Source organism: Pseudomonas sp. NEEL19 (genome assembly GCF_028751975.1).
Lineage (GTDB): Bacteria > Pseudomonadota > Gammaproteobacteria > Pseudomonadales > Pseudomonadaceae > Aquipseudomonas > Aquipseudomonas juntendi.
Genome location: NZ_CP081491.1, coordinates 4018082 through 4033029, shown reverse-complemented (window position 1 = coordinate 4033029; position 14948 = coordinate 4018082). Strand labels below are relative to the sequence as shown.

At 64.9% G+C, this 14948-nt stretch carries 11 protein-coding genes; 4 read left to right on the top strand and 7 right to left on the bottom strand.

Annotation, left to right across the window (positions count from 1 at the left end):
• Window position 1: 1 nt before the first annotated feature.
• The 7 genes from pdeM to K4A76_RS17885 form a co-directional block, all read right to left on the bottom strand.
• Entirely contained in the window at window positions 2-658 is a 657-nt protein-coding gene (gene pdeM / locus K4A76_RS17915) for a ligase-associated DNA damage response endonuclease PdeM (protein WP_274410834.1), read from the bottom strand.
• Window positions 655-3102, bottom strand: a complete 2448-nt coding sequence (locus tag K4A76_RS17910) for a ligase-associated DNA damage response DEXH box helicase (RefSeq protein WP_274410833.1) — start codon at window positions 3100-3102, stop codon at window positions 655-657. The genes pdeM and K4A76_RS17910 overlap by 4 nt, the downstream gene beginning before the upstream one ends.
• 67 nt (window positions 3103-3169) lie before the next feature.
• The gene (locus tag K4A76_RS17905; protein ID WP_029886597.1) at window positions 3170-4285 is read right to left on the bottom strand and encodes a succinylglutamate desuccinylase/aspartoacylase family protein; all 1116 of its coding nucleotides are present in this window, start codon (window positions 4283-4285) and stop codon (window positions 3170-3172) included.
• Window positions 4286-4444: 159 nt separating this feature from the next.
• Window positions 4445-6103, bottom strand: a complete 1659-nt coding sequence (locus tag K4A76_RS17900) for an ATP-dependent DNA ligase (RefSeq protein ID WP_274410832.1) — start codon at window positions 6101-6103, stop codon at window positions 4445-4447.
• Window positions 6100-7116: a ligase-associated DNA damage response exonuclease gene (locus K4A76_RS17895; protein ID WP_274410831.1), complete on the bottom strand. Its 1017-nt coding sequence runs from the start codon at window positions 7114-7116 to the stop codon at window positions 6100-6102. The genes K4A76_RS17900 and K4A76_RS17895 overlap by 4 nt, the downstream gene beginning before the upstream one ends.
• Before the next feature lie 108 nt (window positions 7117-7224).
• Entirely contained in the window at window positions 7225-9666 is a 2442-nt protein-coding gene (locus tag K4A76_RS17890; RefSeq protein WP_274410830.1) for a penicillin acylase family protein, read from the bottom strand.
• Window positions 9667-9769: 103 nt separating this feature from the next.
• A complete protein-coding gene (locus tag K4A76_RS17885) occupies window positions 9770-11110 on the bottom strand; it encodes an aminotransferase-like domain-containing protein (RefSeq protein WP_054912580.1) in 1341 nt (446 codons plus the stop codon).
• A 180-nt stretch (window positions 11111-11290) separates the two neighbouring features.
• On the opposite strand from K4A76_RS17885, the gene K4A76_RS17880 reads away from it, so the two are divergent.
• Genes K4A76_RS17880 through K4A76_RS17865 form a run of 4 tightly spaced genes read left to right on the top strand, consistent with a single transcriptional unit; the run spans window position 11291 to window position 14887 of the window.
• Window positions 11291-11995, top strand: a complete 705-nt coding sequence (locus K4A76_RS17880) for a serine O-acetyltransferase (protein ID WP_054912581.1) — start codon at window positions 11291-11293, stop codon at window positions 11993-11995.
• Complete coding sequence (locus K4A76_RS17875) at window positions 11992-12780, top strand: alanyl-tRNA editing protein (RefSeq protein WP_029886592.1); 789 nt, start codon at window positions 11992-11994, stop codon at window positions 12778-12780. Before K4A76_RS17880 ends, K4A76_RS17875 begins: the two co-directional genes overlap by 4 nt.
• A complete protein-coding gene (locus tag K4A76_RS17870; protein WP_274410827.1) occupies window positions 12777-13988 on the top strand; it encodes an MFS transporter in 1212 nt (403 codons plus the stop codon). Before K4A76_RS17875 ends, K4A76_RS17870 begins: the two co-directional genes overlap by 4 nt.
• A complete protein-coding gene (locus tag K4A76_RS17865; protein WP_274410826.1) occupies window positions 13985-14887 on the top strand; it encodes a pyridoxal-phosphate dependent enzyme in 903 nt (300 codons plus the stop codon). The genes K4A76_RS17870 and K4A76_RS17865 overlap by 4 nt, the downstream gene beginning before the upstream one ends.
• Window positions 14888-14948: the final 61 nt, after the last annotated feature.

Genomic DNA, 14948 nt, shown 5'->3' with positions numbered 1-14948 from the left:
GCTAAAGCGGCCAGACCCGGCCGGCACCAGCCAGGTAGACCTGGCTGGTGGGCAGCGGCGCAATTTCCCAGCCGCCGGTGAACTCACCGAATGCTGGTAGCAGGCTTACCTGTTCGTCGATCAGAAAGCACGGCAGGCGCAGGCGTTGCCTGGCCCTGCCACGCAGGATGAAGACCGGATGCACGTGGCCGGCCAGCACTGGCCGTTCCGGGTGAGCATGCGGTTCGTGCTGCAGGGCGAAGGGGCCCAGCAGCCAAGGTTCATCCATCACTGTGATGCCCAGCGTTTCGGGGGGATCGCCGGCGTTGTGATCGTGGTTGCCGCGTATCAGCACGATATGCAGGCCAGGATGGCTGTCGCGCCATGCCTGCAGACGAGCCAGCGTGGCAGGTGCCCGCGCGCTGCGCGCGTGCAGGAAGTCGCCGAGTACAACCAGCTGTTCGCAAGCGTAGTGGGCCAGCAGGTCATCCAGCCGCGCCAGGGTTGCCTCGGTGGTGCCACGCGGCACCGGTTGGTGCAACGCACGATAACTGGCGGCTTTGCCAATATGCACGTCGGCAACCAGCAATGCACGCTGCGCCGGCCAGTAGATGGCCTTGTCCGGGAGCAGCCATAACTCCTGGCCGCAATGTTCGATGGCCTGATGCTGTAGGGTCATTCCTTGTTCGCCGCCTGTTCCAGTTCTGCCACCATTCGCGCAATACGGTCCGCCAGCTTTTCGGTGCTCAACGTCTCGCGCATGCCCTCCACCAGCAAGGCGAACGCCAGCGGCCCCGGCCGCTTCAAGGCCCGCAGGTCCAGTTGCAGGCCGGCCATCTTCAACAGTTGGCGGTGCAGGCGATCAATTTCCAGTTCCTCGCTCAACACCTCGTCACGGGCCTGGCCGAGCAGCAGGTTGTCTGCATCATGTTTGCGAAACACCTCGTAAAACAGGCCACTGGAGGCCTGAATCTGCCGCATGCTTTTCTGCGCCGCCGGATAGCCGCCAAACACCAGCCCGGCAATCTGGGCAATTTCCCTGAAACGGCGTAGCGCCATTTCACCCGCGTTGAGGCTGGCCAGCACATCCTCCAGCAGTTGCTCGGTGCCCAGCGCCTGCGGCAAGTGCGTCGCCCAGTCCACATGGCCAGGGCTGAGCAGCTCGAAGCCATAGTCATTCACGGCAATCGATACCGACAGGGGTTGCTGGCGGCTCACCCGCCAGGCAATCAGGTTGGCCAGGCCCAGGTTGGCCATGCGCCCGGCGAAGGGGTACAGGAACAGATGCCAGCCCTGGCGCGACTTGAACGTCTCCGCCAGCAGCGTAGCCGTGGTGGGTAAAGCCGACCATTGGGCTTGCAGTGCCAGCAGCGGGCGCACGGCGCGCATTTCCGGGCCGGTAAAACGTTCGTGGGCGGCAGCGTCGAGCTGTTCGACCAGCGCATCGGCCAGCTCGCTCGACAAGGGCATGCGCCCGCCGTTCCAGCGTGCTATGGCAGCCTTGCGTGCGGTGCTGCGGCGTACGTAGGCGGTCATGTTTTCCACCCGCACCAGTTCCAGTACCCGCCCGGCGAATACCAGCGTATCGCCGGGCCGCAGGCGGGCGATGAAGGCCTCCTCGACACTGCCCAGCGTCTTACCGCCGCCGCCCTTGCTCCAGTACTTGAGCTGCAGGCTGGCATCGCTGACGATGGTGCCGATGCCCATGCGATGGCGCCGCGCCAGGCGCTCGCTGGCCACTCGATAAACGCCGTCGGCATGGCGCTCGACGCGCTGGTAGTCGGGGTAGGCCGTCAGTGAAGTGCCGCCGTGGCAGACAAAGTCCAGGGCCCACTGCCACTGGCTGTCGCGCAAGCCGGCGAACGCCCAGGTGCTGCGCACTTCGGCCAGCAACTGGTCGGCGCGAAAGCCACTGCCCAAGGCCATGCTGACCAAGTGCTGCACCAGTACGTCCATGCACAGCCGGGGGGAGAAACGCGCCTCGATGTGCCCGGCTTCCAGTGCCTGGCGAGCGGCTGCTGCCTCGACCAGCTCCAGGCTGTGGGTAGGTACGAGGGTTATCCGGGAGCGCCGCCCGGGGGCATGGCCCGAGCGGCCGGCCCGTTGCATCAGGCGTGCGATGCCCTTGGCCGAGCCGATTTGCAGCACCCGCTCCACGGGCAGAAAGTCTACCCCCAGGTCCAGGCTGGAGGTGCAGATCACCGCCTTCAGGCTGCCCTGCTTGAGGCTGCGTTCGACCCAGTCGCGGGTTTCCCGGGCCAGTGAGGCATGGTGCAAGGCGATCAGGCCGGCCCAGTCGGGGCGGCTTTCCAGCAGGGCCTGGTACCAGAGCTCGGCCTGGGCCCGGGTATTGGTGAACACCAGGCAACTGGCGCTGGCGTCGACCTCGCGGCTAACCTGGTCGAGCATTTTCAGGCCCATGTGCCCGGCCCAGGGAAACCGTTCTATGGCCCCGGGCAGCAGGGTATCGACCTGCAGTGCTTTGTCTTGCCGGCCTTGCACCAGCAGGCCGCCCTCGGGCAGCAGCACGTCCCGTGCATGCTGCAGGTTGCCCAAGGTGGCAGACAAACCCCAGGTCGGCAGGCCTGGGTGCCAGCGGCGCAAGCGGGCCAAGGCCAGCTGCAGTTGCACGCCGCGTTTGTTACCCAGCAACTCGTGCCATTCGTCGACCACGATCAAGCGCAGCGTGGCGAAATCGGCCTCGGCCTGGGCACGCGTCAGTAGCAGGGTCAGGCTTTCCGGGGTGGTGACCAGCACGCTGGGCAGGCGCCGCGCTTGCCGGGCCCGCTCGGCACTGCTGGTGTCGCCGCTGCGTACGCCGACACTCCACGGCAAACCCAGCTCATCGAGGGGCGCTTGCAGGGCGCGCGCAGTGTCGGCGGCCAGGGCACGCATGGGCGTGATCCATATCACCTGCAAGGGTGCTGCCTGGCGCCCCTGCGCCTGGGCCTTGAATGCGCGCAGTGCCGCCAGCCACACCGCGTAGGTTTTGCCGGCACCGGTGCTGGCGTGCAGCAGGCCAGACTCGCCGCGCTCTACCGCCGCCCAGACCCGGCGCTGGAACGCGAACGGTTTCCAGCCACGTTTGCTGAACCAGGCGTTGGCGAGGTCGGTGGTGGGCATGGGGCGCAGGGTCCTTCGAAGGTTGTGCTTCTACAGACCACCCGCCGGCGGCAATGGTTTTACCGGATCAATTGCCCAACAGGTAACCGCTCCGGCACACCTGCTCGCCGGCCACATGGGCGATGACCATGCCCGCGGTAGCCATGCGCCGTACGCTGCGGGCGTACAACAGGCCGGCCTGGCTATTGCGCACGGCAGTGACCCGGTCGCTGAGGGGGTCGATGACTTCGGCGATCAGTTGGCCTGCCGCCAGCTGCTGGCCTGGTTTGGCGTGGTACACCAGCAATCCACCCAGGGGTGTCGCCACCGGTTCTACGGCGGCCAGCGGTGTAGCCGGGCGCAGCAGGGCGGGGAGTGCCGGCTTGGCACCCTCGATAATGCCGGCATGGGTGAGGAAGTCGAGAATCGCCCCGCAATCCTTGCTGGCCAGTGCGTGGCTGACGTCGGCCTGCCCGCGCAACTCGACCGTGACCGAGCAACAGCCCAACGGGATAGGGAAGCGTTTGCCGAAGCGCTGCTGCAACTGCCACCAGACCAGGCTGAAGCACTCGTCGAACGACTGCCCGCCCGAATCGGTGGCCAGCAGGCTGGCCTGTGCACCCAGGTAGCGGGCCAGCGGTTCGATCTGCGGCCAGGCGTCGGGTGTGGTGTACAAGTGCTCCACCGCTTCGAAGTCGCAGTGCAGGTCCAGTATCAGGTCGGCATCGCAGGCCAGCCGTTGCAGGATCAGGCGCTGGGCCTGCAGCGGCGTGCGCGCCGGGTGCGCGTCCAGCCCGCGGCGCAGGTACTCGCGGATCAGCGCAACGTTATGGGCAGGGTCCTGGCTCAGGTGCTCTTCGATCTGGTCGCCGATGGTGTCCGACAGATCGACGAAGTTACGGTTGAAATTCTCGCCACTCTGTAGCTCGAAGCGCCCCAGTGGCGCGTCCAGCAGCACCTGCTCCAGGCCAACCGGATTGGCCACCGGCACCAGGATGATTTCGCGCTGCAGGCGGCCTTGTTGTTCCAGTTCTGCCAGGCGGCGCTTGAGGTGCCAGGCGACCAGCATGCCGGGTAGCTCGTCGGCGTGCAGCGATGCCTGGATATAGACTTTGCCACCACCGCGGGGGCCGAAGTGGAAGCTGTGCAGTTGGCGGGTGATGCCCGGAACGGGTGAGAGCAGGTCGTGTGTTGAATGGTGCATGGTGGTCCTGGCTGCGTGGCGAAAACGGTCTGCGACACGGGTCGGCACACAGATAGAAGCACAGTTTTCGGCGTTGTGCCTGCATAGGGTTTGCCGAAACTCGGTGAGGGTGGGCTGCGCGAGCGAGCCCGCCCCCACCGGGGCCACCCAGCCAGCAACCTAGGCCAGCAAGGCCTGCAGCGTCGCCAGGTAGTCGGCCTCTTCCACCGGTTTGTCCAGGCGCCAGCGCAGCATGCGCGGGAAGCGCACGGCGATACCGCTCTTGTGCCGGCGGGACAGGGCGATGCCCTCGAAACCTAGCTCGAACACCAGGGTGGGGGTCACGCTGCGCACCGGGCCGAAGGTTTCCACGGTGGTTTTGCGGATGATGCTGTCGACCTTGCGCATCTCCGCGTCGCTGAGCCCTGAATACGCCTTGGCAAACGGCACCAGTGCCCGCCCAGGCGTGCCGGCCGGCGCGTCCCACACGGCGAAGGTGTAGTCGCTGTACAGGCTGGCCCGGCGGCCATGGCCACGTTGGGCATAAATGAGCACGGCATCGACGCTGAAGGGGTCGATCTTCCACTTCCACCAGGTGCCCATGTCCTTGGTACGGCCCACGCCGTACAAGGCCTCACGCTGCTTGAGCATCAGGCCCTCGACGCCAAGGCTGCGGGATTGCTCACGCTGGCGGGCAAGGTCGGCCCAGTCCGGGCCTTCGAGCAGCGGCGACAGCAGGACCGGGGCAAGCGGGTGTTCTTCCACCAGGCGTTGCAGCTGGGTGCGGCGTTCGTGCTGCGGTCGGCTACGCCAGTCTTCGCCTTGCCACTCCAGCAAGTCGTAGGCTTGCAGCACGACAGGCGCGTCGGCCAGCAGCTTCTTGCCCAAGGTTTTGCGGCCAAGGCGCTGCTGCAGCAGCGCGAATGGCTGCACGGCCAGCTCCGTCGATGACTCGCCCGGCTTCCACACCAGGATCTCGCCATCCAGCACCACCCCATCAGGCAGTGTCTGCGCCAGGCCATGCAGTTCGGGGAAGCGCTCGGTGACCAGCTCTTCGCCGCGTGACCACACCCAAAGCTGGCCCTCGCGCTTGACCACCTGGGCACGGATGCCGTCCCACTTCCATTCGATCTGCCAGTCACTCGGCGGGCCGAGCAAGGCATCGAACTGCTCGCTGGGCACCTGCAGTGGGTGGGCCAGGAAGAAGGGGTAGGGCTGGCCGCCGCGCTGACTGTGCTCATCGGCGGACTCTTCGGCAATCAGCTTGTGGTAGCTGGCGGCGCTGGGGCGGTGACTGATGTCGGTATACCCAACCAGCCGCTGGGCCACGCGCTTGGCGTCCAGCCCGGCCAGTTGCGCCAGCGCACGGGTGACCAGCAGCTTGGACACGCCCACGCGGAAGCTGCCGGTGATCAGCTTCAGGCACAGCATCAGGCTGGGGCGTTCCAGTTGCGCCCACAGCGCTGGCAAGCGTTCGCGGACCTGCTCGGGCGGCAGGCCCCGCAAAGGCAGCAGATGGTTTTCAACCCAGGCTGCCAAGCCTTCATCGTTGCCTTCTGCATGCTGCGGCAACAGCAATGAAATGGTTTCGGCCAGGTCACCGACTGCCTGGTAGCTTTCCTCGAACAACCAGTCCGGCAGGCCGGCCATGGCCGTTGCCAGTTCGCGCAGCAGGCGCGTCGGCACCAACTGCCGAGGGCGCCCACCGGCCAGGAAATACACCGCCCAGGCAGCATCTTCGGCGGGCGCGGTGGCGAAGTAATCACGCAGCGCTTCGAGCTTGGCATTGCTGGAAGTGGTCGCGTCCAGGCGCAGGTACAACGCAGCGAACGCTTTCATGTCGCAGGCTCGGGGGTGGCTGCATCGTCTTCGTCGCCGTACTCGGTCACGAAGGCACGGGCATCCAGGCCTTGTTCGTTGAGGTAACGCACCAACACATTGACCGAACCGTGGGTCACCATCACCCGTTCGGCGCCGGTCTGGCTGATGGCCCAGAGCAGGCCTGGCCAGTCGGCATGGTCGGAAAGCACAAAGCCCCGGTCCACACCGCGGCGCCTGCGCGTGCCGCGCAGCAGCATCCAGCCGCTGGCGAACGCGTCGCTGTAGTCACCGAAGCGGCGCATCCAGCTGCTGCCGCCGGCTGACGGAGGCGCCAGGACCAACGCCCGGCGCAGCATGGGGTCGTTGCGCGCGATATCGCCGGCATAGCGGGTATCGGGCAGATGCACACCGGCTTCACGGTACACCCGGTTGAGCGGTTCGACGGCGCCATGCACCAGGATCGGGCCGATGCTCGCGTCCAGGCCGTGCAGAATCCGCTGGGCCTTGCCGAAGGCGTAGCAGAACAGCACGCTGGCCTTGCCCAGTTCGCAATTGGCCCGCCACCACGCATTGATGCCGGCGAAGATCTCGCTTTGGCTTGGCCAGCGATAGATCGGCAAGCCGAAGGTCGACTCGGTGATGAAGGTGTGGCAGGGCACCGGCTCGAAAGGGGTACAGGTGCCATCAGGCTCGACCTTGTAGTCGCCGGAGGCTACCCAGACCTCGCCCTGGTACTCCAGGCGCACCTGCGCCGAACCCAGCACATGCCCGGCCGGGTGCAGGCTCAGGGTCACGCCGTGGTGCTGCAGGCGCTCACCGTAGGGCAGGGTCTGCAAATCGATGTGCTGGCCCAGGCGGCTGCGCAGGATGCCGGCGCCCGGGCTGGCGGTCAGGTAGTGGCCGTTACCGGTGCGGGCGTGGTCGCCGTGGCCATGGGTGATCACGGCGCGGTCCACGGGCCGCCACGGGTCGATGTAGAAATCACCGGGTGGGCAGTACAGGCCTTCGGGGCGGGCGATGACGAGGTCCATGGCGTAGGCGCTGGTTACCGAGAGTACTTGTTAGGAGCTCGGAACCAGCTTGGGAGTTCGAACCATTTCTTCGAGGGAAAGGGTCACAGGCTTCCATGCCCGGGTACGCTACTTGCCCGGCACCAGCGTCAAGCGCTGGTTGCCATACGCTCGCGCGAAGTTCTGCTGCTGCAGCGGCAAGCTCATGAAGCGCCCTTTGAACCAGGCATCCAGCCCATCGCTGTAATGGGCGCTGGCCGGGTTGCCGGACTGGCCACTGCTGGTCAGTACCTGCAGCGGTTCGGCCTGGCCGAAGTCGACGATCATGCGCGCGGAGGCGGGCAGGTGGGTGGTGAAGTCACTGCCCCAGGCGTACGGGGTGAGCGCGAGGGTAGTGAAGTCGCCACCTGCGGCTTGCGGCGCACGGCTGAGCGCATCGCCCAAGCCATGGTAGGCCGGCGCCGGCCACTGATACTGGTGCAGCTTGCCCCATTGCCAGGTGCGGCGGTCGGCGCCCAACTGCGCAGTGCCGGCATCTACGGCTGCCGCCAGGCTGCGGGCCAGAATGGCCGGCTTGTCTTCTTTCTGCGGGGTGTTGCGGTCGTCCCAGAACGGGCTGTCGTCGCGCCCCAGCAGGTGATCGGCCTGTGCCGAGAACGACAACCGCGCGTTGCTTACGAAGGCCTGCCAGGCAGGGCTGGACGCAGGGCCGAGGTCATCGAGGAAGGTCTGCCTGGCGACTTCCTGCAGGAACAGTTCATACAGCGCGGCGTCTGCCGATACCGGGCTCAGGCGACCGTCGAATGCCTTGAGCCGCGCCAATGCCTCGCGGGCCTTGTCGCGTTGTGCGCCTGGCAGGGCGTCGATTGCCTGCTTCAGCGGCTGGGCCATGCCGGGGGCGTCGAACATCTGCTTGAGCTGATTGGCCAGTAGTGTGACCTGGTCGCTCTGCAGGGCCATCAGGCTGCGGCTGTCATGGCGGCCATTGCCAGCCAGCTGGGCCAGGCGCTCGGCACGCTCAGGGTAGTACCAGGTGCTGGACAGCTGCATGCCATAGCCGCGTGGCTGGCTGCGCTGGTTGGCATGGCCGATCCAGCCAGCAGTGGGGTCCTGGTCGTACGGGTGCAGCATCGGGTCGGCGTAGCCGTCCCAGTCATAGCGCCCGTCCCAACCAGGGGAGGGCAGCAGGCCCTGGCCTTCGCGGCGGTTGGGGTAGCGCCCGCTGACCTGCCAACCGATGTGCTCGGGCTCGGCGAACACGAAGTTGAGGGCGGCCACAGTGACCTCGCGGGTGCTGTCGAAGGCGCGCTCGAGGTTGCCGGCGCGGGTCAGGTCGAAGAGCGCATCCAGGCTCCGGTCGCCCTTGAACTGCGGCAGGTTCAGGGCCAGGCCCAGGCTGGCGTTGTCGGGCTGGACCAGCAGGGTGCCGTGGCGGGTGTCATACATCACTTCGCGCTGTGGCCGCTGGCCGCGCACGAAGAAGGTTTCGCTGCGCGCGCGGGCCGGCACCCACTTGCCATCTGCCAGGTAGCTCAGCTGGCTGCCCTGGCGGCGCAGTTGTTCGAGGAACAGGTCCTGGTTGTCGGCCATGACTGCGCTGCTGCTCCAGGCCAGTTTGCCGTTGTAGCCGGCCAGCACGATCGGCAGGCCCGGCAGCGACAGGCCGGCAACCTGGTATTTGCTGGTGTGGATCTGCACCGGGCTGAGGGCCCATGCAGCGCGGCTGTCACTGGCCAGCAGGCTTTTGCCGCTGCGGCTGCGTTGCGGGCCCAGGGCCAGGTTGGCCGAGCCTGGGCTACCGAGCAGATCGAGGTCGGCCAGCTTCTGGCTGGCGGCCGCCAGCGCCGGCAGCCCTGGCAACTGGCTGGCCAGGTTGAGGCCCTTGAGCTTGTCGACTTCGCTTGTGGCCAAGGGCTCGTCCGGTGCACCGGGTAGCAGCCAGGCCAGTTTGTCGCTGCCGACTTTCTGCGCCAGGGTCAGGGCGCTGAGTTCCTCCTGCAGGTTCACCGACTGGCTGAACGCATACAGGCAGAAAAGCAGCGCCGAATCTTCAGGCTTCCAGTATTCGGGGCGATAGCCACTGTTGGCCAAATCCGCTGGCAGCTTGTCGCGGTAGCGGAACAGGTAGGCATTGACCCCGCGTGCGTACACCTCGAAAAAGCGCTTGAGCCGTGGCGATGCGTCGGCGTATTGCTGGGCGGCGCTTTGCTTGAGGTTGGCGGCGCGCATCAGGCGGTCGATGTCGAGCGCTTCGCTGCCGGCCAGTTCCGCCAGGCGGCCTTGGGCCAGCAGGCGCATGGCGACCATCTGTTCGATGCGGTCGCCGGCATGCACATAGCCCAGGCTGAAAAGGGCGTCATGGAAACTGCTGCTTTCGATCAGCGGTGCGCCCATGGCATTGCGCCGCACCGAAACGTTCTGTGCCAGGCCCTTGAGCGGCTGCACGCCGTTGGCGGGTGGCACGCTGCCCTGGTAGCCGCCGGTCTGGCAGCCGGCCAGCCCAAGCAGGCCGAGCAGCGTGGCAGCGGTGGTGAACCGCGGGCGGAAGTGAGGAAAGGCGGCGGCGGCCATGGCAAGGGCTCCTGCAGGGCGAGGCGAGTTTGCAAAGGCGCTAAGGTAGTGAGCGCGCAGGCGCCATGCAAGGTCCCAGGTCGGTTTATTTGCCGGTGGCGGGTCAAACCTCGAAGTGCCCTGCCAGGGCGTCGGAAAAATGCGTGCAATTGATGCGGGCGTAACGCCGGTAATCACGGCTGACAGCGAACGCCGAGCCGGGCATCAGCAGGATCTTGTGCTGCTCCAGCTTGCGCATCAACGGCTGCAGGTCAGGCAGTTGCGGGTGGTAGACCCAGAGGAACATGCCACCCTGCGGCGCGATCTCGAACTGCCAGCCGCGCTCGAGCAGCAAGCGCTGTGTCTGTACTTGCTGGCGGATCAGCCGCTGCTGCACATCTTTCATGTGCCGGGCGTAGGTGCCGTCCGACAGGATGGTGTTGACGAAACGCTCGCAAAACGCCGGCACCGCCACGCAGGTCAGCAGCTTCAGGCGGGTCAGCGGCTCGATCAGGTCTTGCGAGCAGGCGATGAAACCTACCCGTAACGACGCCGACAGGCATTTGGAAAAGCTGCCGATGTAGATGACCCGGTCCAGGTTGTCCAGTTCGGCAAACGTCTGGCGCACGGCCGGGCTGAAGTCGCCATACACGTCATCCTCCACCACGTAGAACTCGTGTTCCACGGCCAGGCGCAGCACGCTGAAGGCGTTGTGCGGGCTGATGTTGCTGCCAGTGGGGTTGTGGAAAGTGCTGTTGCAGAAAAACGCCTTGACCTTGTGCCTGGCCAGGTAGCTGCGCATCTCTTCTACGTCTGGCCCGTCCTGGGTTCGGCGGATGCCGACCACCTGGCCGCCGGCCAGTTGGATCAGCTTGATCAGGTTGCCGTTGCCCGGCTCGTCGACGAACACATGGTCACCCGGCTTGATCAGCAACCGGGCGACCAGGTCCAGGCCCTGGGTGGCGCCAAGCGTGGTCAGCAACTGGTTGGGGCGCACTTCAACCCGGGTCAGGCGTTTCATGTGCACGCACAGCTGTTTGCGCATGGGCAGGTAGCCCTGGATATCGCCGTACTCGGCCAGGGAGCTTTGCTCCAGCCGCGCCGTGCGCCGAATCGCCTTGGCCAGCAGCTCGGTGTCGCGCCACGCCGGGGGCAGCCAGCCGCTGCCAAGTTTGGTGTAGTGCTGGCCGCCCTGCAGCAGCCGGAACAGCGGGTCGCCGGCCATGCACTCGGGTTCGTGGATCACGTTCGCCTGCCGGCTGCGGTTGGCGACGAAGTAGCCGCGCCCTGGCGAGGCGGTCAGTACCCCTTCGCTGACCAGCTGGGCATAGGTCGAGACCACATCGTGGTAACTGAAATCGACCGCCGCCGTGAGCTTGCGAATGGAGGGCATGCGCTGCCCAGGCAACCATTCCCCTGCATCCAGGCGTTGCTTGAGCAATTGATGAAGGCTGCAGGTGCTCATGGCAGGTTCCCAACCGTTAGAAAAAAAAGCCTAACAGTTAACGGAAATGCTTGTCGACTGTTCGTTTGCACATGGCCATTACCTGCCACTATTCCCTCGTCGGAACTTTCGGCTGCCAGCCCTGGCAGCCCGTTTAACGTCTGTAAAAACCAGACAACTGGATATAGAGCCGTGCACCCTATGGACATGCAATCAGCCGTCATTGCCAGGCTTCCTGTGCCTGAAGAACTGGAGTCATTCAACGTTGTAAAAAACCTTGTGACCTCGGCGTTACTGGAGTGCTGTTCAATTGAAGAATTTGAAACGCTGAAACAAACCGATGTTATTGAACGGGTGGCGGAACAGGCCCATGACGACTTGTTGGCATTCGCCAGCAAAGACCCTGCCGCCGGCCGCGACCTGGTATTCATTGCCAGAACTTATACGTCCTATTCGGCGGTTTTGCATTATCGGCTTGCACACTGGGTGTACCGCCATGGCGCTTCGGTATATGGCGCCGGTGGGCAGTGCCTGGCCGCCATGATCTCGCGCCGCGGCAAGATGCTGTCGGGCGCAGAGATCCACTTCCGCAGCCGTATTGGCGCGCGCTTCATCATCGACCACGGCATGGGCACCGTCATTGGTGAAACCGCGACCATCGGTGACGACTGCTACGTGCTCGGCGGCGTCACCCTGGGGGCCCGCGGCATCAGCGGCAACCCTTCCAGCCCCCGCCACCCGACACTGGGCGACCGGGTTCAGGTCGGCGCGTTCGCCAGCGTGCTCGGGGCTATCCACATTGGTGACGGCGCCTTCATCGGACCGGGCTGCATCGTTACCAAAGACATCCCTGCCGCCGCCCGGGTGCAGGTCAAAACATCATTGCAGGTGGTACTCGAGTCATGAATGCTCTGAATTACGAAGTTCTGCGCAATACCGAAAAACTGTATTACAAGGATCAATACCTGGCCGCTGCCAATACGCAAGTAACGCGTGTGCACAGCGACGGTATCGAGTTGCAAAGTACCGTCGCTTATCCGGAAGGCGGTGGCCAGGAAGCCGATTATGGAATCATTGAACTTCCGATCGGCAAGGTACGTTTTGTCTGGGTCAAGAAACTCTATGGCAGCCCTATTCGCCTGGAAGGTTTCAAAGGCGGGAAACTGGGCGGCATCATCATTCACACCGTGCACCCGGACGACTTGCACTTGCTCGATGAAGTGACTGTCGATATGCCTGCCCGTGTGAGCATCGATATTCAACGGCGCGAGCGGCTAACACTCTCTCACAGTGCCAGCCACTTCCTGTATGCCGCTGCCATCGGCCTGCGTGAGGAACTGAAGCAGTGGACCATCGGCTGCCACATCAAGGAGGACACGGCTCGGTTCGACTTTCTAGTCGAGGACGCCTTCACCGCTGAGGAGGTGATCGAGATAGAACGGCGCGCCAACGAACTGATCGGTGGCGACGCGCCCATCGAGCATTACGCCGTCGAGGGGCTGGAAGACGCACGCTTGTGGACCTACAACGGCATCGAGATTCCGTGTGGTGGCACCCACCTCGATTCGCCAAGGCGCATAGGGCGCCTGAGCGTGAAACGCAAACGGCTGGGCAAAGGCAAGGAACGCCTGATCTGCGTGTTCCCGGATGCCGAAATCGACCTTGGCGCCTACCACGAGCATGCCTTATGAACACTACCCTGCCGCGGCGCACCTACCTGTACTTCACCGCCCAGTCGATCAACCTGACCACCGCCGTGATGTCGGTGACCATGGCGGCCATCGTTGGCGCCGCACTGGCCCCCGACGCCGCATGGTCGACGGTGCCGTATGGGTTCCAGTTCCTGTGCCTGATGCTGGCAACCTACCCGGTTTCCAGGTTGATGAGCCGTATCGGCCGCAAGAAGGCCTTCATGCTGGGGGCCATTCCGCTGGCGGTGTCTGGTGTCAGCGGCTTTCTGGCGGTGGAGCACCAGGATTTTGCCACGCTGGTACTCAGCCACTCGGCGCTGGGTGTTTACATCGCCTTCGCCAACTTCAACCGTTTTGCCGCCACCGACAACCTTTCCCAGGCCCTCAAGCCAAAAGCCCTGTCGCTGGTCGTGGCCGGGGGCGTGATTGCCGCCGTGCTGGGCCCGACGCTCACCGAGTGGCTGCGCGACGTGGGTGGCTACCCGCTGTTCTCGCTGTGTTATGCGGCGTTCATCGGCCTGGCGCTGTTGTCGTTGCTGATTGCAGTGTGCCTGCCCAACGACACCGGCCTGGCCGCTGCAACCGGCAGCGCTGCCACGTCGGCCAGCAGCCGCAGCGAGCCTTTGAGCCCCAGCGTGTTGGTGGCAATGGCGGTCGCGGCGCTGGGCTACGGCATCATGAACCTGCTGATGATCCAGGCCTCGATGCACATGAAGCATATGCACGAAGACTTTACCGACGTGCGCCTGGCCATCCAGTGGCACGTGATCGCCATGTTCGCCCCGTCATTCTTCACCGGGGCGATCATCCAGCGCCTGGGCATCCGGACTACCGTCTGCGCGGGCCTGGCCCTGTTGATCGGCTGCTCGGCGCTGAATATCTGGTCGCACAGCTACAGCATGATGACCGTGGCGCTGATCGCCCTGGGGCTGGGCTGGAACCTGACCTACGTCGGCGGCGGAGCCTTGTTGGCGCAGTCGCTGCAAAACAGCCCGGCAGCGATGCAGATGCAGGGCAAGAACGATCTGGGCATTGCCATCTGCGCCACCATCGGTGCGTTCAGCCCCGCGCTGCTGTTGAGCACAGTGGGCTGGGACGGCACCAACGCCATCTGCATGGCCCTGTGCATCGGCCTGCTGATCGCCACCGTTGGCCTGTTGCAGAACAAGGCCTGCCTGCAGACTTCCATGGAAGGGAGCCGAAAATGAGCGAACTCATCAACGTCAGCGAGCGCATCTACACCAAGCTGGAAATGAACAACCCCGGTGGCAGCCACAAGTACCGCGCCGCCCGGCGCATCGTTGAGCACGCCGTGCGCAATGGCGACATCATCCCTGGGGTGACCACGGTCATCGAAAAAACCGGCGGCAGTTTTGGCTTCGGCTTGCTGGCGGCATGCCACGCGTATCAGGTGGCCGTCGAGCTGGCGGTTGGGCTGAGTTTCAGCCAGACCAAACGGGACTTGCTGGAATGCTTCGGCGCCCGGCTGATTGGCAAGGAAATGCTGATGGCCGGTGCCACGCCCAAGGACGTGGTGATGCACCACCTGGAAAACCAGGCCGCGCTGGGCAAGTCATACTTCTATACCGACCAGTTCAACAACCCGGTGGGTATCGAAGCGCACCGCTACCAGACAGCCAGTGAACTGGCGCTGCAACTGACCAACGCGGGCGCCGGCAAGCACATCCTGTTCGTTGGCTGCGCGGGCACGGGAGCCAGTTTCACGGGCATTACCCTGGGGCTGAAGGATCACGGTTTCGAGGTGTCGACAGTGCTGGTCGACCCCAACGGCTGTGACTCCAAGGCTGGCGTATTCACCGATCACCGCTTCGAAGGCATGGCGGTAGGCGTCAGCCCGCCATTTCTGGACTGGTCGCTGGTGGACGAACGGGCGCAGGTGCAGCATGCCGAAATGTTGGCAGCGCAACGTTGGTTCTACATGCAAAGCGGGGTCTTCGTCGGTAACACGGCCGCCGCCTGCCTGGCGGTTGCCCAGCGCATGGCCCAGCAGCCGCGCTATGCGGGGACCACCTTGGTGACCATCGCCTATGACGCCGGCCTGTGGTACCAGGACTTGCTAGGGGCGAACCGGCGCAAGGCCGCGTAGCGCCAGGCACGGGGGCAGGTCTGGACCGGGTGCCAGGGGGCATGGTGCGCGAAGCAGGCGC

Coding starts and splice junctions, on each gene's coding strand:
- pdeM (WP_274410834.1), bottom strand. CDS start 658: ATGACCCTACAGCATCAGGCCATCGAACATTGCGGCCAGGAGTTATGG.
- K4A76_RS17865 (WP_274410826.1), top strand. CDS start 13,985: ATGAGCGAACTCATCAACGTCAGCGAGCGCATCTACACCAAGCTGGAA.
- K4A76_RS17905 (WP_029886597.1), bottom strand. CDS start 4,285: ATGCACCATTCAACACACGACCTGCTCTCACCCGTTCCGGGCATCACC.
- K4A76_RS17880 (WP_054912581.1), top strand. CDS start 11,291: ATGGACATGCAATCAGCCGTCATTGCCAGGCTTCCTGTGCCTGAAGAA.
- K4A76_RS17875 (WP_029886592.1), top strand. CDS start 11,992: ATGAATGCTCTGAATTACGAAGTTCTGCGCAATACCGAAAAACTGTAT.
- K4A76_RS17890 (WP_274410830.1), bottom strand. CDS start 9,666: ATGGCCGCCGCCGCCTTTCCTCACTTCCGCCCGCGGTTCACCACCGCT.
- K4A76_RS17870 (WP_274410827.1), top strand. CDS start 12,777: ATGAACACTACCCTGCCGCGGCGCACCTACCTGTACTTCACCGCCCAG.
- K4A76_RS17910 (WP_274410833.1), bottom strand. CDS start 3,102: ATGCCCACCACCGACCTCGCCAACGCCTGGTTCAGCAAACGTGGCTGG.
- K4A76_RS17885 (WP_054912580.1), bottom strand. CDS start 11,110: ATGAGCACCTGCAGCCTTCATCAATTGCTCAAGCAACGCCTGGATGCA.
- K4A76_RS17900 (WP_274410832.1), bottom strand. CDS start 6,103: ATGAAAGCGTTCGCTGCGTTGTACCTGCGCCTGGACGCGACCACTTCC.
- K4A76_RS17895 (WP_274410831.1), bottom strand. CDS start 7,116: ATGGACCTCGTCATCGCCCGCCCCGAAGGCCTGTACTGCCCACCCGGT.